This is a genomic window from Pandoraea pneumonica, from assembly GCF_049918595.1.
In the GTDB taxonomy this organism is placed as follows: domain Bacteria; phylum Pseudomonadota; class Gammaproteobacteria; order Burkholderiales; family Burkholderiaceae; genus Pandoraea; species Pandoraea pneumonica_A.
The window spans coordinates 451,963-467,753 of record NZ_JBNCRZ010000001.1 but is presented as its reverse complement, the minus strand read 5'-3'; the positions used below and the strand labels follow the sequence as shown (position 1 = coordinate 467,753).

At 63.6% G+C, this 15,791-nt stretch carries 7 protein-coding genes; 2 read left to right on the top strand and 5 right to left on the bottom strand.

Features of this window, described 5'->3' with window-relative positions; genetic code table 11:
* Nucleotides 1-2: 2 nt before the first annotated feature.
* Together ACPWR9_RS02135 and purU are read left to right on the top strand one after the other, a co-directional pair.
* Nucleotides 3-854 (top strand): DUF4743 domain-containing protein, encoded by an 852-nt coding sequence (locus ACPWR9_RS02135; RefSeq protein WP_426312719.1) that lies wholly within the window; start codon nucleotides 3-5, stop codon nucleotides 852-854.
* Nucleotides 855-971: 117 nt separating this feature from the next.
* The gene (purU, locus tag ACPWR9_RS02130; RefSeq protein ID WP_426312717.1) at nucleotides 972-1,844 is read left to right on the top strand and encodes a formyltetrahydrofolate deformylase; all 873 of its coding nucleotides are present in this window, start codon (nucleotides 972-974) and stop codon (nucleotides 1,842-1,844) included.
* 95 nt (nucleotides 1,845-1,939) lie between these two features.
* Here the strand turns inward: purU and ACPWR9_RS02125 are convergent, their stop codons facing one another.
* The 5 genes from ACPWR9_RS02125 to ACPWR9_RS02105 form a co-directional block, all read right to left on the bottom strand.
* The gene (locus ACPWR9_RS02125; protein WP_426312715.1) at nucleotides 1,940-3,325 is read right to left on the bottom strand and encodes a serpin family protein; all 1,386 of its coding nucleotides are present in this window, start codon (nucleotides 3,323-3,325) and stop codon (nucleotides 1,940-1,942) included.
* Between the two features lie 209 nt (nucleotides 3,326-3,534).
* Nucleotides 3,535-4,404, bottom strand: a complete 870-nt coding sequence (locus tag ACPWR9_RS02120; protein ID WP_426330712.1) for a hypothetical protein — start codon at nucleotides 4,402-4,404, stop codon at nucleotides 3,535-3,537.
* A 47-nt stretch (nucleotides 4,405-4,451) separates the two neighbouring features.
* Nucleotides 4,452-5,822, bottom strand: a complete 1,371-nt coding sequence (locus ACPWR9_RS02115) for an MFS transporter (RefSeq protein ID WP_426312711.1) — start codon at nucleotides 5,820-5,822, stop codon at nucleotides 4,452-4,454.
* 298 nt (nucleotides 5,823-6,120) lie between these two features.
* Nucleotides 6,121-6,510, bottom strand: a complete 390-nt coding sequence (locus ACPWR9_RS02110) for a DUF488 domain-containing protein (RefSeq protein WP_426312710.1) — start codon at nucleotides 6,508-6,510, stop codon at nucleotides 6,121-6,123.
* A 206-nt stretch (nucleotides 6,511-6,716) separates the two neighbouring features.
* Nucleotides 6,717-15,275: an autotransporter-associated beta strand repeat-containing protein gene (locus tag ACPWR9_RS02105; protein WP_426312707.1), complete on the bottom strand. Its 8,559-nt coding sequence runs from the start codon at nucleotides 15,273-15,275 to the stop codon at nucleotides 6,717-6,719.
* Nucleotides 15,276-15,791 lie beyond the last annotated feature (516 nt).

Genomic DNA, 15,791 nt, shown 5'->3' with positions numbered 1-15,791 from the left:
GTATGTCTTTTGCATGTATTGCGGCAGCGCGCCGCTTCGACGACACGGCACACCTGCCGCTCGTGATCGGTTCGCAGCGTTATGGCTGGATTCGTCGCCGCGACGCCGAGGCGCTGTGCCGCTGGCCCGAGGTTTTCGAAATCAGCTCGCTCGCGGTGCGCATTCATCCGCGTCACGACACGTGTGAAGCCCGCACGGCGGCGCTAACCCCTGTTATCGAGACGCTCGCCGCCGAGGGCCTCATCACGGGCTGGCGTAACGAACGTTATGCGATCCGCCAGCGGCTCTACGATGCGCCGCTCGCGTGGATCGAGCGCGCAGCATCGCGATTCTTCGGCACACGCACGTTCGCCGTGCATGTGAACGGGTATGTCCCGGCGCGTTTCGTGGGTGAAGCCCCGAAGATGTGGATTGCCCGGCGCAGCGTGCTCAAGGCGACCGACCCCGGTTGTCTGGACAATGCGGCAGCGGGCGGCATCGGCAACGGTATCGGCGTGGGCGACACGCTCGTCAAAGAGTGCTGGGAAGAGGCAGGGATTCCGGCCTATCTGGTGAACGAGGCCCGGCCGGGCCGCACGTTGCATATCCTCGCGGAGATTCCGGAGGGCGTGCAGTCGGAGCAGATTTTCGTCTACGACCTCGCGCTGCCCCGAGGCTTCGTGCCGGAAAATCAGGACGGTGAGGCGAGCGCCCATTGGCTGTGTTCTGCCGGTCATGTGCGCGACGTGATTGCGCGCGGCAAGATGACTGTCGACGCGAGTCTCGCGAGTCTCGACTTTCTGCTGCGTGAAGGCGCGGTGCGCGCGAAGGACTGCGCGGGCATCGACGCCTTGTTCAAACCGGCCGACGAATAATTCAGGCGCCCCGGCGGTGCGGCAAACGTGCAATGCGAGGCATGCACGGCGCACCCGGTGGCCCGATCCGCATTTCAACACTGCAACGTCATTGCAAGCATTTGCCCAGGAGCAATCATGGCACCGATCGAAAATAGCTACATTCTGAAGTTGTCCTGCCCGGACCGTCCCGGCATCGTCCACGCGGTGGCCGGTTTCCTGGTCGAGCGCGGCGGCAACATTCTCGACTCGGCCCAGTTCAACGATCGCTTCACGGGCGGCTTCTTCATGCGTGTGCATTTCCAGCAACTGCCGGGTGAGAGCGATCTCGCCACGTTGCAACGCGACTTCGCGCCGCTGGCTACGCAATACGAGATGCAGTGGGAACTGGTCGATGCCGCGATCAAGCCGCGCGTCATGCTCATGGTCTCGAAGATCGGTCACTGCCTGAACGATCTGCTGTTCCGCTACAAGACCGGTCAGCTCAACATCGAAATCCCGGTGATCGTCTCGAACCACAAGGATTTCTATCAACTGGCCGCCAGCTACAACATCCCGTTCCATCATTTGCCGCTGATGAATTCCACGCCGGAATCGAAGGCTGCACAGGAAGCAAAGGTGTTCGAGTTGGTCAACGACAACAACATCGATCTGGTGGTGCTGGCGCGCTACATGCAAGTGCTCTCGTCCGACCTGTGCAAGAAGCTGGCTGGCCGCGCGATCAACATTCACCACTCGTTCTTGCCCAGCTTCAAGGGCGCGAAGCCGTACTATCAGGCGTTCGATCGCGGCGTGAAGCTCATTGGGGCGACGGCACACTACGTGACGTCAGATCTCGATGAAGGTCCGATCATCGAGCAGGAAGTCGAGCGTGTGGACCACACGATGGACCCGGAGCAACTCACGGCCATCGGGCGCGATGTGGAGTGCGTGGCACTCGCGCGCGCCGTGCGGTATCACGCGGAGCACCGCATTCTGCTCAACGGTCACAAGACGGTGATCTTCCGCTAATTTGCGGGATCGGCGCGATTTTCGTGCCGGAGAATAAACAACGCCCGGGCGGTTCCACCCGGGCGTTTTGCTTTTCGAAGCGTGCCGCTGAAACGTTAGTTCGCTGGCGATGCGTCGACGATGGGGGGCGCGTCAGGCACCGGATCCGTGATATGCATCGCGAGCAGCGGCAGTCCGCCCTGTGTGGTCAACAGCATGTAGAACGGCCGGTCCAACGTGATCTCTAACGGTGTAGGCGTGCAATGGAAGTTGTCGGCGAACCAAGTTTCCTGTGTGCCAGCTGCACGAAATCCGCTCTCGTGGTGCTCCATTCGAATGACTTGCCGCATACCGATACTATCGGGCCCAAGGACGACGTCGCGGTCGGTGTGCGCAATCAGCGCGCTAGGGGTCACGTCGGCTTTGGTGGTCAGGTCGAAGCGAGGCACTCGGAAATCGACGTATCGCGCAGACAGACCCAGCGTGTCGTATGGGGTGCCGGGAGCGGAGAGACGTTTCAGCAACGCGTCAAAAAGTTCGTGATTCGGGTCTGGGCAATCCATTGGGAGCGCATAGATCATCCGAAGGCTGCCCTGCAATTCATCGCCTACGCATCTGACGACGACGGCATCGAACCCATTGACCGATAACCCGACGTCTTGGTACTCACCGGGCTCGCGCATCATTGATACGTGCTTGCGTTCTCCACTCGGCAAATGGAAAACGCCCTGCCGTGTATTCTCGCGCTCGAACGGGTCGTGCCACGGGCCTTCGAAAAGAAAGCAATTGAGCAGCGTTGGTCTGGGCGTCGGATTCGGCTGGAGTTCGACGTGCGAGATCGCACCTTCGGTGAAGGCTTTGACGCGCTGATCGACTAGTGTTTGAAGCGTCTCGCCAAGGGGGAGATTGTCTTTCGCGATGGCATGGGTGTCGACGTACCGTCGTGCAGCGCTGGTGGCACGAAGATGTTCGTGATGCCTCAATGTCTGCGTGTCGCCGATGACCATCATGAAGTCTTTGAGCTTGATGCTCTGATGAGTGCTGTTGCGAAGGCGCGATTGCAGGGAGGTTAGCGTGTCGGACAGGTTGGGCAGGTCGCCGTTATAGACATTGGCGATATAGGCACTCGCGTGAAGACACGAGCGGGTCTCGAAAGCCCAATTTTCGTCGGCGGGAATGCGCTGCGAGCGGAGGGCGTCGAACACGAGCGATCTTGCGTGCGCTACCGAACTGTCATGCGTAGGTGGCTTGGCGCTGACCTTTAACGCACCCCTCGGTGTCTCGGTCGCTTCGCTGCGCGTGGACGTGTGGCTCAGGTCGCTCGCAAACGACGCAAGGCGATTCTCGTTGGGCATCCCCCAGTCTGCCTGAATGTGTCCGGAGTGCCGTTGCCGGAGCCGTACGTCGTCGAGGCGTTTGCGTTCGGCGTCCTGCGATATCGAGCGACATGCCTGATTGTCTGTGGGCCGGTTGCGAATCGTGACGAAACGGCCGTCCAACATGCGTCTTTCGTCTTTCGGCTCGTTTGCGGCGGGTGGTTGCTGCGTGCTGGTGGTCGTGCTGGTGGGTGTGAGCGTATTCGATGGATACATAGCTTGAATGTTTTGCCTCGCTCGATGTCACGGGGCTCCCCGCGGCCGGGTGACAGCGGCTGGTGAATGGAATCGCAGGATGCGATTTTTGGCGGAAGCGCCGCGGCGTCTGTGCGCCGTCAATCTTGGGATGACGAATGGGACGTCGGATTAGCGACATGCGCGACGACGAGGGGAATGTCGCCGGGTGCGAGTAAGACTGCGAAAAAGGGGGCGTCCAGCGTGACGGTGTAGTCGGGGCGGTGCCAGTCGCAAACCGGCGAATCTTCGACTTTCGGCGCGTGCCCGCGAACGCCGTCTTCATTGTGAAAGAAGGTGAGATCGAGGGCGGCGGCGTCGCATTGGACGTTCAATGCGAAGCGGGGGGCAGCGAAGTCGACCGCCACCGGTCGGAAATCCAGCGCCTCGTGTAAGGCGCCGCATCGATGCATGGCATCGAGCAAGACACCTAACGCCGCATTCCCGGGATACCTTTCGCGCAGATTGGGATCGGGCATCGCGTAGAGCACTTGCACGGCGCCGGTGGTTTCGGGAGAAAAGCGCAGTCCGCCGTGATGCAACCGCTTGATGACGAGTGGTTTGAATCCGGGCAATGCGTCACTGACCTGCATGCGCGCGCCGTTCGTCATCATCATGTCCACGTCAACGCGTGTGCCGTCCATCCGTGTGAAGGGCAATGTGCGTGTGTCGAGCCGATCGAACGCGTCCTCCCAGCGGGCGTCGCTGCGCAGGTATTCGCGCAAGCTCGCGCCAATGAGGGCGGGGTCGGGGCTGAAGGCCCAAGAGGACGCTGGCGAGACCGACGACGCGAAATTTTCGACGGCGACAAAGGCCGACGACCGAGTTCGTTCGTGTGTGTTTTCGGAGATGGGGCGCGCCGTGGCGCCGGTGACTGTAGGGTCGGTCGGAGATGGGCGTGGTGGCGGGGGGGCTGAAATACGCATCGTCTCGATCCTCGGAACGGAGAACCGACATTCTGCGAAGGCCACCGACGCGCTGCTTCTGAATCGCGCGCCGGCTTATCGGTTTCCGTCCGTTAGCTGCGTTGTGCCAATTCGGCACCTGCGTCGCGTGCGAGGCGGGCGATAGAGAGGGTCGAGCTCACGGCGATCAGGCCGACGGTCAGGAATGCCCATGGGAAATCGACCGAAGTGACGTGATCGCGTCCGTGCAGATACGACGACGTTTGCAACACGGCGGCACCGATCGTGATCCCGAGCGTGAGTGACACTTGCTGTGCGACGCTGGCCAGACTCGTCGCCTGACTCATGCGGTGTGCGGGCACGTCGGCATACGAAATGGCGTTCAGACTCGTGAACTGCAACGAGCGGAAGCAGCCGCCGAATAGCAGCGTGCCGAGAATGACCAGATGCGAGGTCTGATCGGTGAAGAGTCCGTACGCAGCGATAGTGGCCGACGCGATCAGCGCGTTGGTCATCAGCACGCGGCGAAACCCCCAGCGTTGCAGAATGCGCAGCGAGAGCGTTTTCATGAACATCGCGCCCGCCGCCGAGATGAACGTGAGCGCGCCTGACTCCATCGGCGTCATACCGAAGCCGAGTTGCAGCATCAACGGCAGCAGGAAGGGCGTTGCACCCACGCCAATCCGGAACAACGTCCCGCCTGCAACACCGGCGCGAAACGTCGGAATGCGGAACAGATCGAGCCGCAGCAGCGGGTGCGTCAGCCCGCGCGCATGGCGCAGATACGACCACAACAGCACGGCCCCGATGGCGACCAGCCCGAGTGCGAGCGGTGTCGGGATCAGATGCCGGCCGATGGTCGAGAGTCCTAGCATCAGAATCGACAGCCCGAGACCCGAGAGGATGAAGCCTTTCACGTCGAGCGGGGGGACATCGTCTTCAAACAGATCGGGGATGTACTTTGTGGCGAGCACAAACCCGAGAATGCCGATGGGAATATTGATGAAGAAAATCCAGCGCCAGTGCCAGTACGTGGTGATGAAGCCGCCGAGCGGCGGGCCAAGCACCGGGCCGACGAGCGCGGGAATCGTCAGATAGTTGAGCGCGCGCACCATGTCGCGCTTTTCGACCGACTTGAGCAATGCGAGGCGTCCGACGGGCACCATCATCGCGCCGCCCATGCCTTGCACGAAGCGCGCGATGACCAGTTCCGGCAGGTTCGTCGAAATGCCGCAGCAGATCGAACCCAGCACGAACACACCGATGGCGCAGCGGAACACGTTGCGCGTGCCGAAGCGGTCGGCAATCCAACCACTGATCGGGATGAAGACGGCGAGGCTGATGAGATACGTCGTGAGCGCGAGCTTGAGCGTGATGGGGCTCTCGCCGAGATCCTTCGCGATCAACGGCAACGACGTGGACAACACGGTGGAATCCATGTTCTCCATGAACAGCGCGCAGGCAACAATCAGTGGAACTAGCATGAGGCGGCGGGCGACCGTAGCGGCCGCCGGATAAGCGAATGAGGTGAGACGAGCGCGCGGATGTCGTAGGTCTGGCGTAGCGCGCTGCCAAACGTTATAGCAAACTTTGCCGCCCCTCGCGCCGCTTTCGCCGCAGGCCAGCGATCATGCGGGTTTTCAGGCGATGCTCGCCGGTCGACGCCGTTTTGAAGGGCGGAATGCCGTGTTGACGCGTGATACGCCGTCATGATTCATCCCCCGTAGCGTTGGCGTGTTGCGCGCCGTTGGCCGACCCCTCTCCGTAGATCCCCGTGTTCCCTTATCGCGCTTCGAGAAAGTCGCGCAGCACGTGCAGGTGCGTGTGCTTGTCGCCGTCTTCGAGCTTATGTGCTGCGGTTAGCAGCGTGACGCGGCCTTCAGTCAGACGAGTGCGCAGGGCGGCGAGCATTTCGTTGTGATCGGCGTCGAGCGCCTTCAGTTCGTCAAGAAAGCGCGTGCGAAATTCACTGAACTGCTCGGGATGCTCGTGAAACCACTTGCGCAGGTCAGTGCTCGGCGTGACGTCCTTCGCCCAGAAGTCGACCTGCGCTTTCGCTTTGGCAAGACCGCGCGGCCACAGGCGGTCGGCGAGCACGCGTTGTCCGTCATCAGGGGACGGTGCGTCGTAGACGCGCTTGAAGTGGATGTCGGCAGCTTTCGGTGACGGCATGGGGGACGGCCTCCGCGAGGGCGCGCGCGTACGCGCGTAATAGCCGAGAGCTTACCGGAGGATGCGAGGCGAAGCGAGCGACGCGATCGTGAAGCATCGCGCCGCGCGTTCCCGGACTACCGAGGCGACGGTCGTTGATCGGTAAGCAGGCCACCAAGCCTTCAAGTTTCCCGCCAGCCTGGCGGCCGCCTGCCATTCGGGGGCATTCAGAAACGCCAGTTGAGATTGCCGAACACGGCGTTATCAGTGACGTTTCCGCCGAATTGCCCGGTATAGCTGAGTCCCATGGTCATGGCGTCCCCCACGAACGCGTCGATCCCGGCTTCGACGATGGCCGCGTCGCGCGCAATCGGCACGCCGCCGACGGTGAACCCAGCCGCGCTATCGACGAACGCCAGTTGTGCATCCGGCGTATTCGCGCCGAACGCGTGACGCCATGCTGCCGACAGCCGCACCCGACCTTTCGCCATCGCACCGGTGCCAAACGGCAGGTCGCCCCGTACTCCTAGCGTCGAGAAAGTGATGCCGCGCGTCTGCTCGTCAACGTGCAGCGCCGCGATGCTGACCGTTTCATCGAAGGCATCCGTGCGTACCCATGCATGCGCCAACGCAGCAAACGGCTCGATCCCGACGCGGCCTGCCTCGATACGCCACGCCGCTTCGCCGAACACCTGCCATGTCGACGCGTCGTAGCTAGCACGCGCCGTCTGCGCGATAGGGCCGATGGCGACGGCGCGCTGCGTGCTGACCTGTTGCCACGCGTACGACCCACCGAGCATCGCACCAAGCCGCCCGAAGCGCCGACTGACATACGCCCCCATCTGCGCATCGTTGCTATTCCCCGATGAGGTAGCGCCCGTGTTGAACGTGTCGTGCCCGAGACCGCCCAGTACACCCGCGCGCCAGTGGTCTGCCAGCGGGCTATCCACGCCGACCAGCACGCCCATGCCGCGACGATGCAATGTCGACGCTCCCGATCCACCACTTGCCACCGACTGCGACCGGAGTTGGCCGCTGCCGCCATAGACCGACGCCCATGCCTGCGTGGCGCGCCCTTGACCGTGGCAATCGAAATCGTTCGCGTGCGCCGCCACGTCGTCTTCGTTAACGCGAATCTCCTGACTCTCATCGGTGCAATCGTTCGCGAGTCGCAGACTGTCGCGCAGGCGTTGCGACGCAGCGTCGCGCGTCACCTGACTCTGACTCAGCAGCATCGATGCGATAGACGCATGCAAGCTGCCATCGAGGCTCGCGAAGGCATCGGGTGCGGTCTGCGCCGTCAACCCCAGTGCCGCCTGATAGAGCGGACTCGCCGTGCCGAGCGTCGACACCGCAGCCGCAACGGCACGCTGATTGGGCGTGATGCCGCCTGCGGCGAGCGGTGTGCCGTTCGGCGCGAACGAGAGCAACACCGTAGTCGGCGTGTAGCTGACTTGAGGCGAGAGATAGAGCAAGTTGGTCGACGTCGACGCGAACTGTCCGCTGATACCATTCGCCGCCGAGACGATCACCGCGCCCGATGCATCGGCGGGTTGCGTGCCGGGTGCGGCGTTCACGACAAGATTGCTGCCGCCGATGGACGCGCTGCCGGTTGCGTTCACCTGACTCGGTGCCGTCCCGGGGGCTGCGCTCACCTGAAGTGTCGAGCCCGGCTGGAGCGTGAGATTGCCGCCCACGCCAAGCGACGTTCCCGGCGAACTCACGACAATCTGACCACCGTTTGCGCCGGTCAGCGCACCCGTCTGGGCACCTGCGCCGCTGCCGCCTGCGGACGTGGGCGCGGGTGTCGTCAACGTACCGCCCGCTTGCACGGTGACGGGCGAGTTGCCGAGATTGCCGATGCTCAGGGTGCCACCCGCGACCGTGGTTGGGCCGGTGAGGGGATTGTTGCCGCTAAGCGTTAGCGTGCCGCTGCCTGTTTTCGTCAGACCGCCACTGCCCGCAATGCTGCCCCCGAAAGCGCCCGATGACACTGCCACCGAACCACCGTTGATCGTCAGTCCGCCCGATGCGGTGCCGTTCAGCGACGGCAGCGAGATGTTGATGCCTTGTGTGGACACCGCACCCTGCGCGAGCGTCAGACCGCCGGTGCCGAGGCCCGTGGGCGACGTGACGGTGACCGTGCCGCCGTTCACCGTTGTGCCGCCGGAGAATGTGTTGGGGCCGCTCAGCGTGAGCGTGCCGCTGCCATTCTTGACGAGAGCGCCCGTGCCTTGAATCACGCCGTCGAACGCGCTGTTGGCCGCACCACCCAGCGTGAGCGATTGCGTGCCGAGAGACACCGTCGATCCTGCCGCGCCGTCGAGACCAGCGATCACTGGCGCGCTTCCCTGACCGACATCGAACGTCGCACCGGTGGCGAGCGTCACGTCGTTGCTGCCGGAGAGCGAACCGCCAGTGCCCAGTGCGAGCGTTCCGTTCGTGACATCGATGTTGCCGGTGAACGTGTTCTGTCCGCCGAGCGTTTGCGTGCCCGTGCCCACTTTGACGATGCCGCCCGTGCCGCCGATAGCACTCGACAGCGTTTGGTCACTGCCGCCGCCGAACGTCAGCGAGTTGCCGCCGAGGTTCACACTGCCGCCGGTGCCCGACAACGTGCCGAGCGATTGATTGCCTGCGGCGCTGATATCAAACGCAGCATTGCTGCCCGCCACCACGACGTTTGCCCCTGCCGCGAGCTTGCCGGTGGCACCGAGCGCGAGGGTGCCGTCGTCGATGGTGGTGGTGCCGGTGAATTGCTGCTGACCAGTCAACGTCTGCGTGCCGCTGCCTTGTTTGACGATACCGCCCGTGCCGGTAATCGTGCCGTCCACGGTATGGCTGGACGCATCGCCGAAGGTCAGGGTGTTGTTGCCGAGCGTGACGTTCGTGCCCGCCTGCGCGGTGAGGGCACCGATGGCGCGGTCGCCATTAGCGCCTGAAATATCGAACGTCGCCCCGGCGTTCTGCAACGTGACAGCCCCCGCCGGTGCCAGCGTGCCTGCACCGCCCAGCGCCAGCGTGCCACCTTGCACCGTGGTGCCGCCGGTGAACGTGTTGTTGCCGGTCAGAGTCTCGACACCAGCGCCGACTTTCACAACACTACCCGTACCGGCCACGCCGCCGCTGAAGGTTTCGTTGACGCCGCTGCTGCCGACATCGAGCACGTTGCTGCCCATGTTGATCGCCCCGCCACCGGTTAGCGCGCCGAACGTCTGCGTGCCGTTGCCCGCAGAGAGGTCGAACGTTGCACCGGTTTGCACGTTGACGACACCCCCGGCGTCTAGACTTGCACCGGCGCCGAGTGCGAGTGTTCCCGCGTTGACGTTGGTGGCCCCGGCATAGGTGTTCTGCCCGTTGAGCGTGAGCGTTGCATTGCCATTCTTCGTGATGCCACCAGCACCATCGATAGCACCGTTAAGCGTGAGGTCGTTCGTGCCGAGCACATTGAGATTGCCGCCGAGCGTGATCTGATTGCCGAGCGTCGTGGCCTGCGTTGCGTCGAGGGACGTGGCATCGGCAAATGTGACGGTGCCCGTGCCCAGTGCCGTGTTGCTGCCAACGGCGATGCCACCGCTTTGCACATTCACCCCGCCGCTGAAGTCGCTATTACCGGAGAGCGTCTGCACGCCGGTGCCCGTTTTGACGAGTTGCCCGCCAACGCCGTGGATGTCGGAGGCGAGCGTGTTGGCACCGACACTGCCGAAGTTCAGCGTTGCGTTGCCGAGTTCGATGGCGCTGCCTGCGACGCCTGTCAGCGTTGTGACGACCTGTGTCGGGCCGGTAGAGACGTCCAGCACGCTTGTTGAGCCGTTGAGGCCGACGGCGGCGGAATCGAGTTGCGACCCACCACGCAATGCAAGCGTGCCCGCGTCGATTTGCACCGTACCGGCGAGCACCATGCCGCCCGAAAGCGTCTGCGTACCGCTGCCTTCCTTGACGAGGCCACCCGCACCACTGATCGCACCGCCGAACGTGCCGTTGTGACTGCTGCCGAGCGTGATTGTGCGTCCACCGATACGTAGCGTGCTGCCTGCCGCGCCATTGAGCGCGCCGATCGTCGGCGAAGTGGCGGCGCTCAAGTCGAATGTGGTGCCTGTGTCCAATGCAACGTCGGTCGTGTTTTGCAGCGTACCGCCCGCGCCAAGTACCACGGTTCCGTCCGCCACGGTCAGCGTCCCGGTCAGCAGGTTCGTGCCGGTTAGCGTTTGCGTGCCCGTGCCTTGTTTGAGCACATTGCCGTTGCCTTGAATGGCGCTCGCCAGCGATTGGTCGGTCGCATCGCCGAACGTTAGCGTGTTGTTAGCCAGTGCGACAACGCCGCCTGTGCCCGACAAGCTGCCCACCGTTTGATTGCCTGCGTTGCTCAGATCGAAGGTCGCATCCGATCCGTTCAAAAGGATCTGTGCACCTGCCGCCAGACTTCCTCCTGCACCAATCGCCAAGGCACCGTCGTTGATGGTGGTACTTCCCGTGTATTGCTGTACACCGGTCAGCGTCGCGGTGCCTGCCCCTTGTTTGACGATGCCGCCTGTGCCTGCCATGACACCGCTGAAGATATGTCCCGTCGCGTCGCCAAACGTGAGCGTGTTCGCGCCAAGCGTGACGAGCGTGCCTGCATCGCCGGTGAGGGCGCCGATGGTGCGCGCGCCGTTCGCGCCGGAGATGTCGAACGTCGATCCCGGGTTATTCAGCGTGAGCGCGCCGGTGGCCGCCAACGTTCCCGCGCCGCTCAATGCGAGCGTTCCGGCTTGCACCGTTGTGCCGCCTGTGTAGGTGTTCTGCCCGGTCAATGTTTGCGTGCCCGCACCGATTTTGACCACCGAGCCGGTGCCTGCGATGTTGCCGCTGAAGGTGTCGTTGCTCGCGCCGCCGAGTTGCGTGACAACGTTGCCTAGGTTGACGGTGCCCGCGCCATTGAGGGTGCCGATAGTTTGCGTGCCGTTACCGGCGGACAAATCGAGCGTGGCACCGCCAGCGATGTCGACGGTGCCTGCGGCGTTCAGTGACGCCCCGGCAGCAAGGGCGAGCGTCCCGGCGTTGACGGTGGTGGCTCCGCTGAAGGTGTTATTCCCGCCGAGCGTCAGTGTCGCGTTGCCCGATTTGGTGAGTCCGCCGACGCTCGAGAGAATGCCGTCCAGCGTCAGGTCATTCGACCCGAGTATGGTCAACGTACCCGCAAGATTGACGTTATTCCCCAGCGTGACGGCTTGCGTGCTGTCGAGCGTCGTATTGTTGGCGACGGTAAGTGCACCCGTGCCGAGTGCGGCGTTGTTGCCAACGATCAACCCGCCTGCGTTCAACGTAGTGCCGCCGCTAAAGTCGCTCGCACCCGTAAGCGTTTGAACGCCAGTACCATTTTTCACGATGCCACCGGTACCGTGAAACACGCCATTGAACGTCGAGTCGAGCGTGTTCCCAAACGTCAACGTTTGTGTGCCGAGCGCGATGGCACTGCCCGCAGCGCCGGTGAGCGCGCCAACCGTGGTTGGACCCGATGCGCTGATATCGAATACCGCATTCGCTCCGGAAAGCGAAAGCGCATTTGCCGCTTGCAGCATTCCACCTGCGCCTAGGGCCAACGTGCCGTCAGCAACGTCGATTGCGCCCGTGAAAACCTGGTGTGCCGTGAGCGTTTGCGTCCCCGTACCTTGCTTGACGATGCCGCCTGCGCCCGTGAGAGCCGCTCCCAGAGTTTGGCGGGTGGCGTCGCCAAACGTGAGCGTATTCGCACCGAGCGCAATCGTGCCGCCACTGCCGGAGAGTGCGCCGACAGTGCGGTTTCCCGCGGCACTAATATCGAACACCGCCGTGTTGCTGCCAAGCACAACAGCGCCCTGAGCCGCGAGTGCGCCGTTAGTGCCGAGTGCCAGCGTACCGTCGTTGATGGTGGTGCCGCCGGTCCAAGTACCTGCGCCATCGAGGGTGAGCTGTGCGCTGCCGATCTTTTGCAGCGCGCCGGTGCCCGAAATATTGCCCGTCAATGTCAGATCCTGACTGCCAAGTACAGCTGACGTGCCATTAAGCGTGATGTTGTTGCCGAGCGTCAACGCCTGCGTGGCATCGAGCATCGTCTGGTCGGCCATGGTCAGCGCGCCACTGCCCAACGCACTCGCACTACCCAGTGCCAGGCCGCCCGCATTGACTGTCACACCACCAGTGAAATCACTCGCGCCGGTTAGCGTTTGCACGCCCGCACCTTGTTTGACGAGTGCACCCGTGCCGTGAATGCTGCCGTTGAACGTCTGACTCGTGTTGTCGCCGAAGGTCAGCGTGTTCGCACCGAGTTGAACCGCCGCTGCGCCGCCACTTAACGAACCGATGGTTTGCGGACCCGCACCGCTGATATCGAGCGACGTGGTGTTGTCGCCGAGAATGACGGCGCTTTGTCCGGACAAGCCACCGCCCGCACCGATGACGAGCGACCCGGCGCCAACCACCACACTGCCGGTAAAGGTCTGCTGTCCGGTGAGGGTTTGCGTCCCCGTGCCGAATTTGACGATGCCACCGGCGCCCGAGATCGCGCCCCCAAAGGTTTGATTCGTGCCGTCGCCAAACGACAGCGTGTTGTCGCCGAGATTGACCGCGCTGCCTGCTGCGCCGGACAACGCGCCGATCGTCTGATTCTCGCCAGTGCTGATATCGAAGGCGGCGTTGCTCGCGATGTTCACCGCGTTACCCGACAACGTCCCGGTGCCGCCCATCGCCAAGGTACCCGCGTCGATGGCGACTTGCCCGGTGAAGGTATTGGGTCCGGAGAGCGTTTGCGTGCCCGTGCCTTGTTTCACGATGCCACCGGTGCCGGTCACGCTACCCGCGAACGTCTCGCTCGCCGCATCGCCGAACGTCAGCGTGCCTGCACCGAGCGACACCGTCGAATTGGCCACGCCCGAGAGCGCACCAATGGTCTGCGCACCGGCCTGACTGATATCGAATGAAGTCCCGGCGCCGAGCAGCGATACGGCACCGGTGCTGGCTAGCGATCCCCCTGCGCCGAGCGCAATCCCTCCGGCGTTGATCGTGGTGCCGCCGGTGTAGGTGTTGCTGCCTGAGAGGATCTGCGTGTCGCCGTTCGCCTTGACGATGCCGCCCGAACCGCTGATCGCGCCCGCGAACGTGCCGCTCGCGCTATTGCCGAGCGTGAGGTTGTGCGTGCCCAGCAGGATCTGCGTGTTCGCTACGCCCGAAAGCCCGGCAATCGTGCGGTCGCCGTTCGCCGCCGAAATGTCGAAGATGGCCCCAGCGCCCGATAACGTCAGTGCAGTCCCCGCCACTTGCAGCGTGCCCGCACCCGACAAGGCCAGCGTGCCCGCCGCCACGTTCATGTTGCCGCTGAAGGTATTTACGCCGGTGAGCGTAACGGTCTGTGCGCCTTGCTTGACGACGTTGCCGCTGCCTGTGATCTGTCCGGCGACGGAGAGTGGGGCGCCGCCGCCGAGTGTCAGTGTGCTGCCACCACCCACCGCAATCTGATTGGTTAGCGTGCGCGGACCGCCGGCGTCGAGCACAGCGCTCGAACCGGACACCTGTATGACGCCATTGCCGAACGCACTATTGTTCCCCGCGACCAGCGTGCCGCTGCTCAATGAGGTGCCGCCTGTGTAGGTATTGGTGCCGTTCAACGTGAGGCTGCCGGTCCCCGTGTGCGACACGCTGCCGTTGCCGCTCAACACGCCGCCCAGCGTCAGCGGGTTGCTGCCTGAGACCGTAAGTCCGTTGGCACCGAGCGTGACGGGCAACGTCAAGGCGAGGCCAGTGCTCGCTGCCTGCACGCCGCCGCCGTTGACGACCAGCGTGCCGGTGCCGAAGCTGCCGGGGTCGTTGAAGATAGCGAGGCCGCCGTTCAGCGTGCTCGTCGTGACGGCAAGCGGCCCGTTCATCGTCCACGTGCCGCCGTTGACGGTGGCCTGCGAGAAGTTCACGTAACTCGCGCCGTTGAACGTGCCGTTGCCAACGGCCGTGTTGTTATTCGCCGAGTTGTTCAACACGAGCGAATTGGTGCCGCCTGCGCCGCCATCGACGACGCCCGTGGCAGCAAAGCCAAGGCTGAGTCCTGTCACTGCCAACGCCGCGAGACCTGTGCTGCCACCATCGTTCAATGTCGATCCGGTGACGGCGGTAAAGGTGTTCGTGCTACCGGCACCTAGCGAAACACTGCCACTGATGGTGCCGTCATTGGTGAAGGTGTTGCCTGCGCCGGCGGTGCCGTTAGCCTGAAATGCGATACGCCCGAGTACCGTGCCCGAGTTCGTGAAGTTGACGCCGCCGCCGCCATACGCCGCGACGACCGGTGCGCTGCCCGTGCCGGTGAGGCTCACGCCGAGAATTGCCGTTGCACCGAGCGTGCCGCTGTTGTTGATGGTGGTGGTGCCGCCTGTGGCGTTCTGCACCGTAAGCGCCAGACCTGTCAGCCCCGGCAGGTTCACGCCTAGCAAGCCGACGGTGCCGCGCATGATCGCGTTGTTCGTCACGGTTTGCGTGCTGCCGCCCGCCGCGCCGTTGCCGATGACGGTGCCGCTCGCCAGCAATCCGAGGCTGCCAAGCACCGAAGGGTCGATGGTGCCGCCGTTGACGAGCGTGACGCTGCTCCCGGTGAGTGTCATTGCCGTGCCGCCGACACCGAGCAGCACACCGACACCTGCGCCGCTATTCACATTCACTTGTAAGTTGCTTGCAGCACTCGAGAACGACGGCGCGAGTGGGTTCGCCGCGCCGCTGCATGTCACTACGCTGCCTGCCGACGTGCAGGTTGCCCACGCAGGGGCGGCGACAAGCGCGCTAAACATCGCAAGACACGCGATACAGAGCCGGGTGATCGGGGTGTGGGGCGCACGAGACGTTGTCACTGAGCGCCGTTGTGTCGCTTTGGCGCGCGATGCTGACGATGAACCGGAGCGCTGGCATGCCGTCTCGGGGGCAGGGACGACATCGACGCGGCAATGCCGCCAGACCAATCGATAGAGATGCTTGTTCATCGCGTTCCGGTTCCAAAAGGCGTGCGAGTGGGAAGGGCGGCTGGCGCTCGTTGCAGCGCTAAGCCCATGGCAGGCGACATTCGGGGGGAGCGACGTGGGCAAGCAGTGCCCGGGCGAAGCCTTAATGCGCGGTTTGTGTGCGGGGCATTCTAGAAAGCGGCACAGCGCAGCGCGCAGCGGCGATAGCTTTGCGGATCTCGGCGCGAGGGGAGTGCAATGCGAGGAAAGACTGTTGAATCAACGCAGTGCGCAGCAGGAGACGACGCGGTTCAAGCGTCGATAGAGGGGGCGAGATTCGGAGGATTCCCGCTGTGCGAGGCACATACG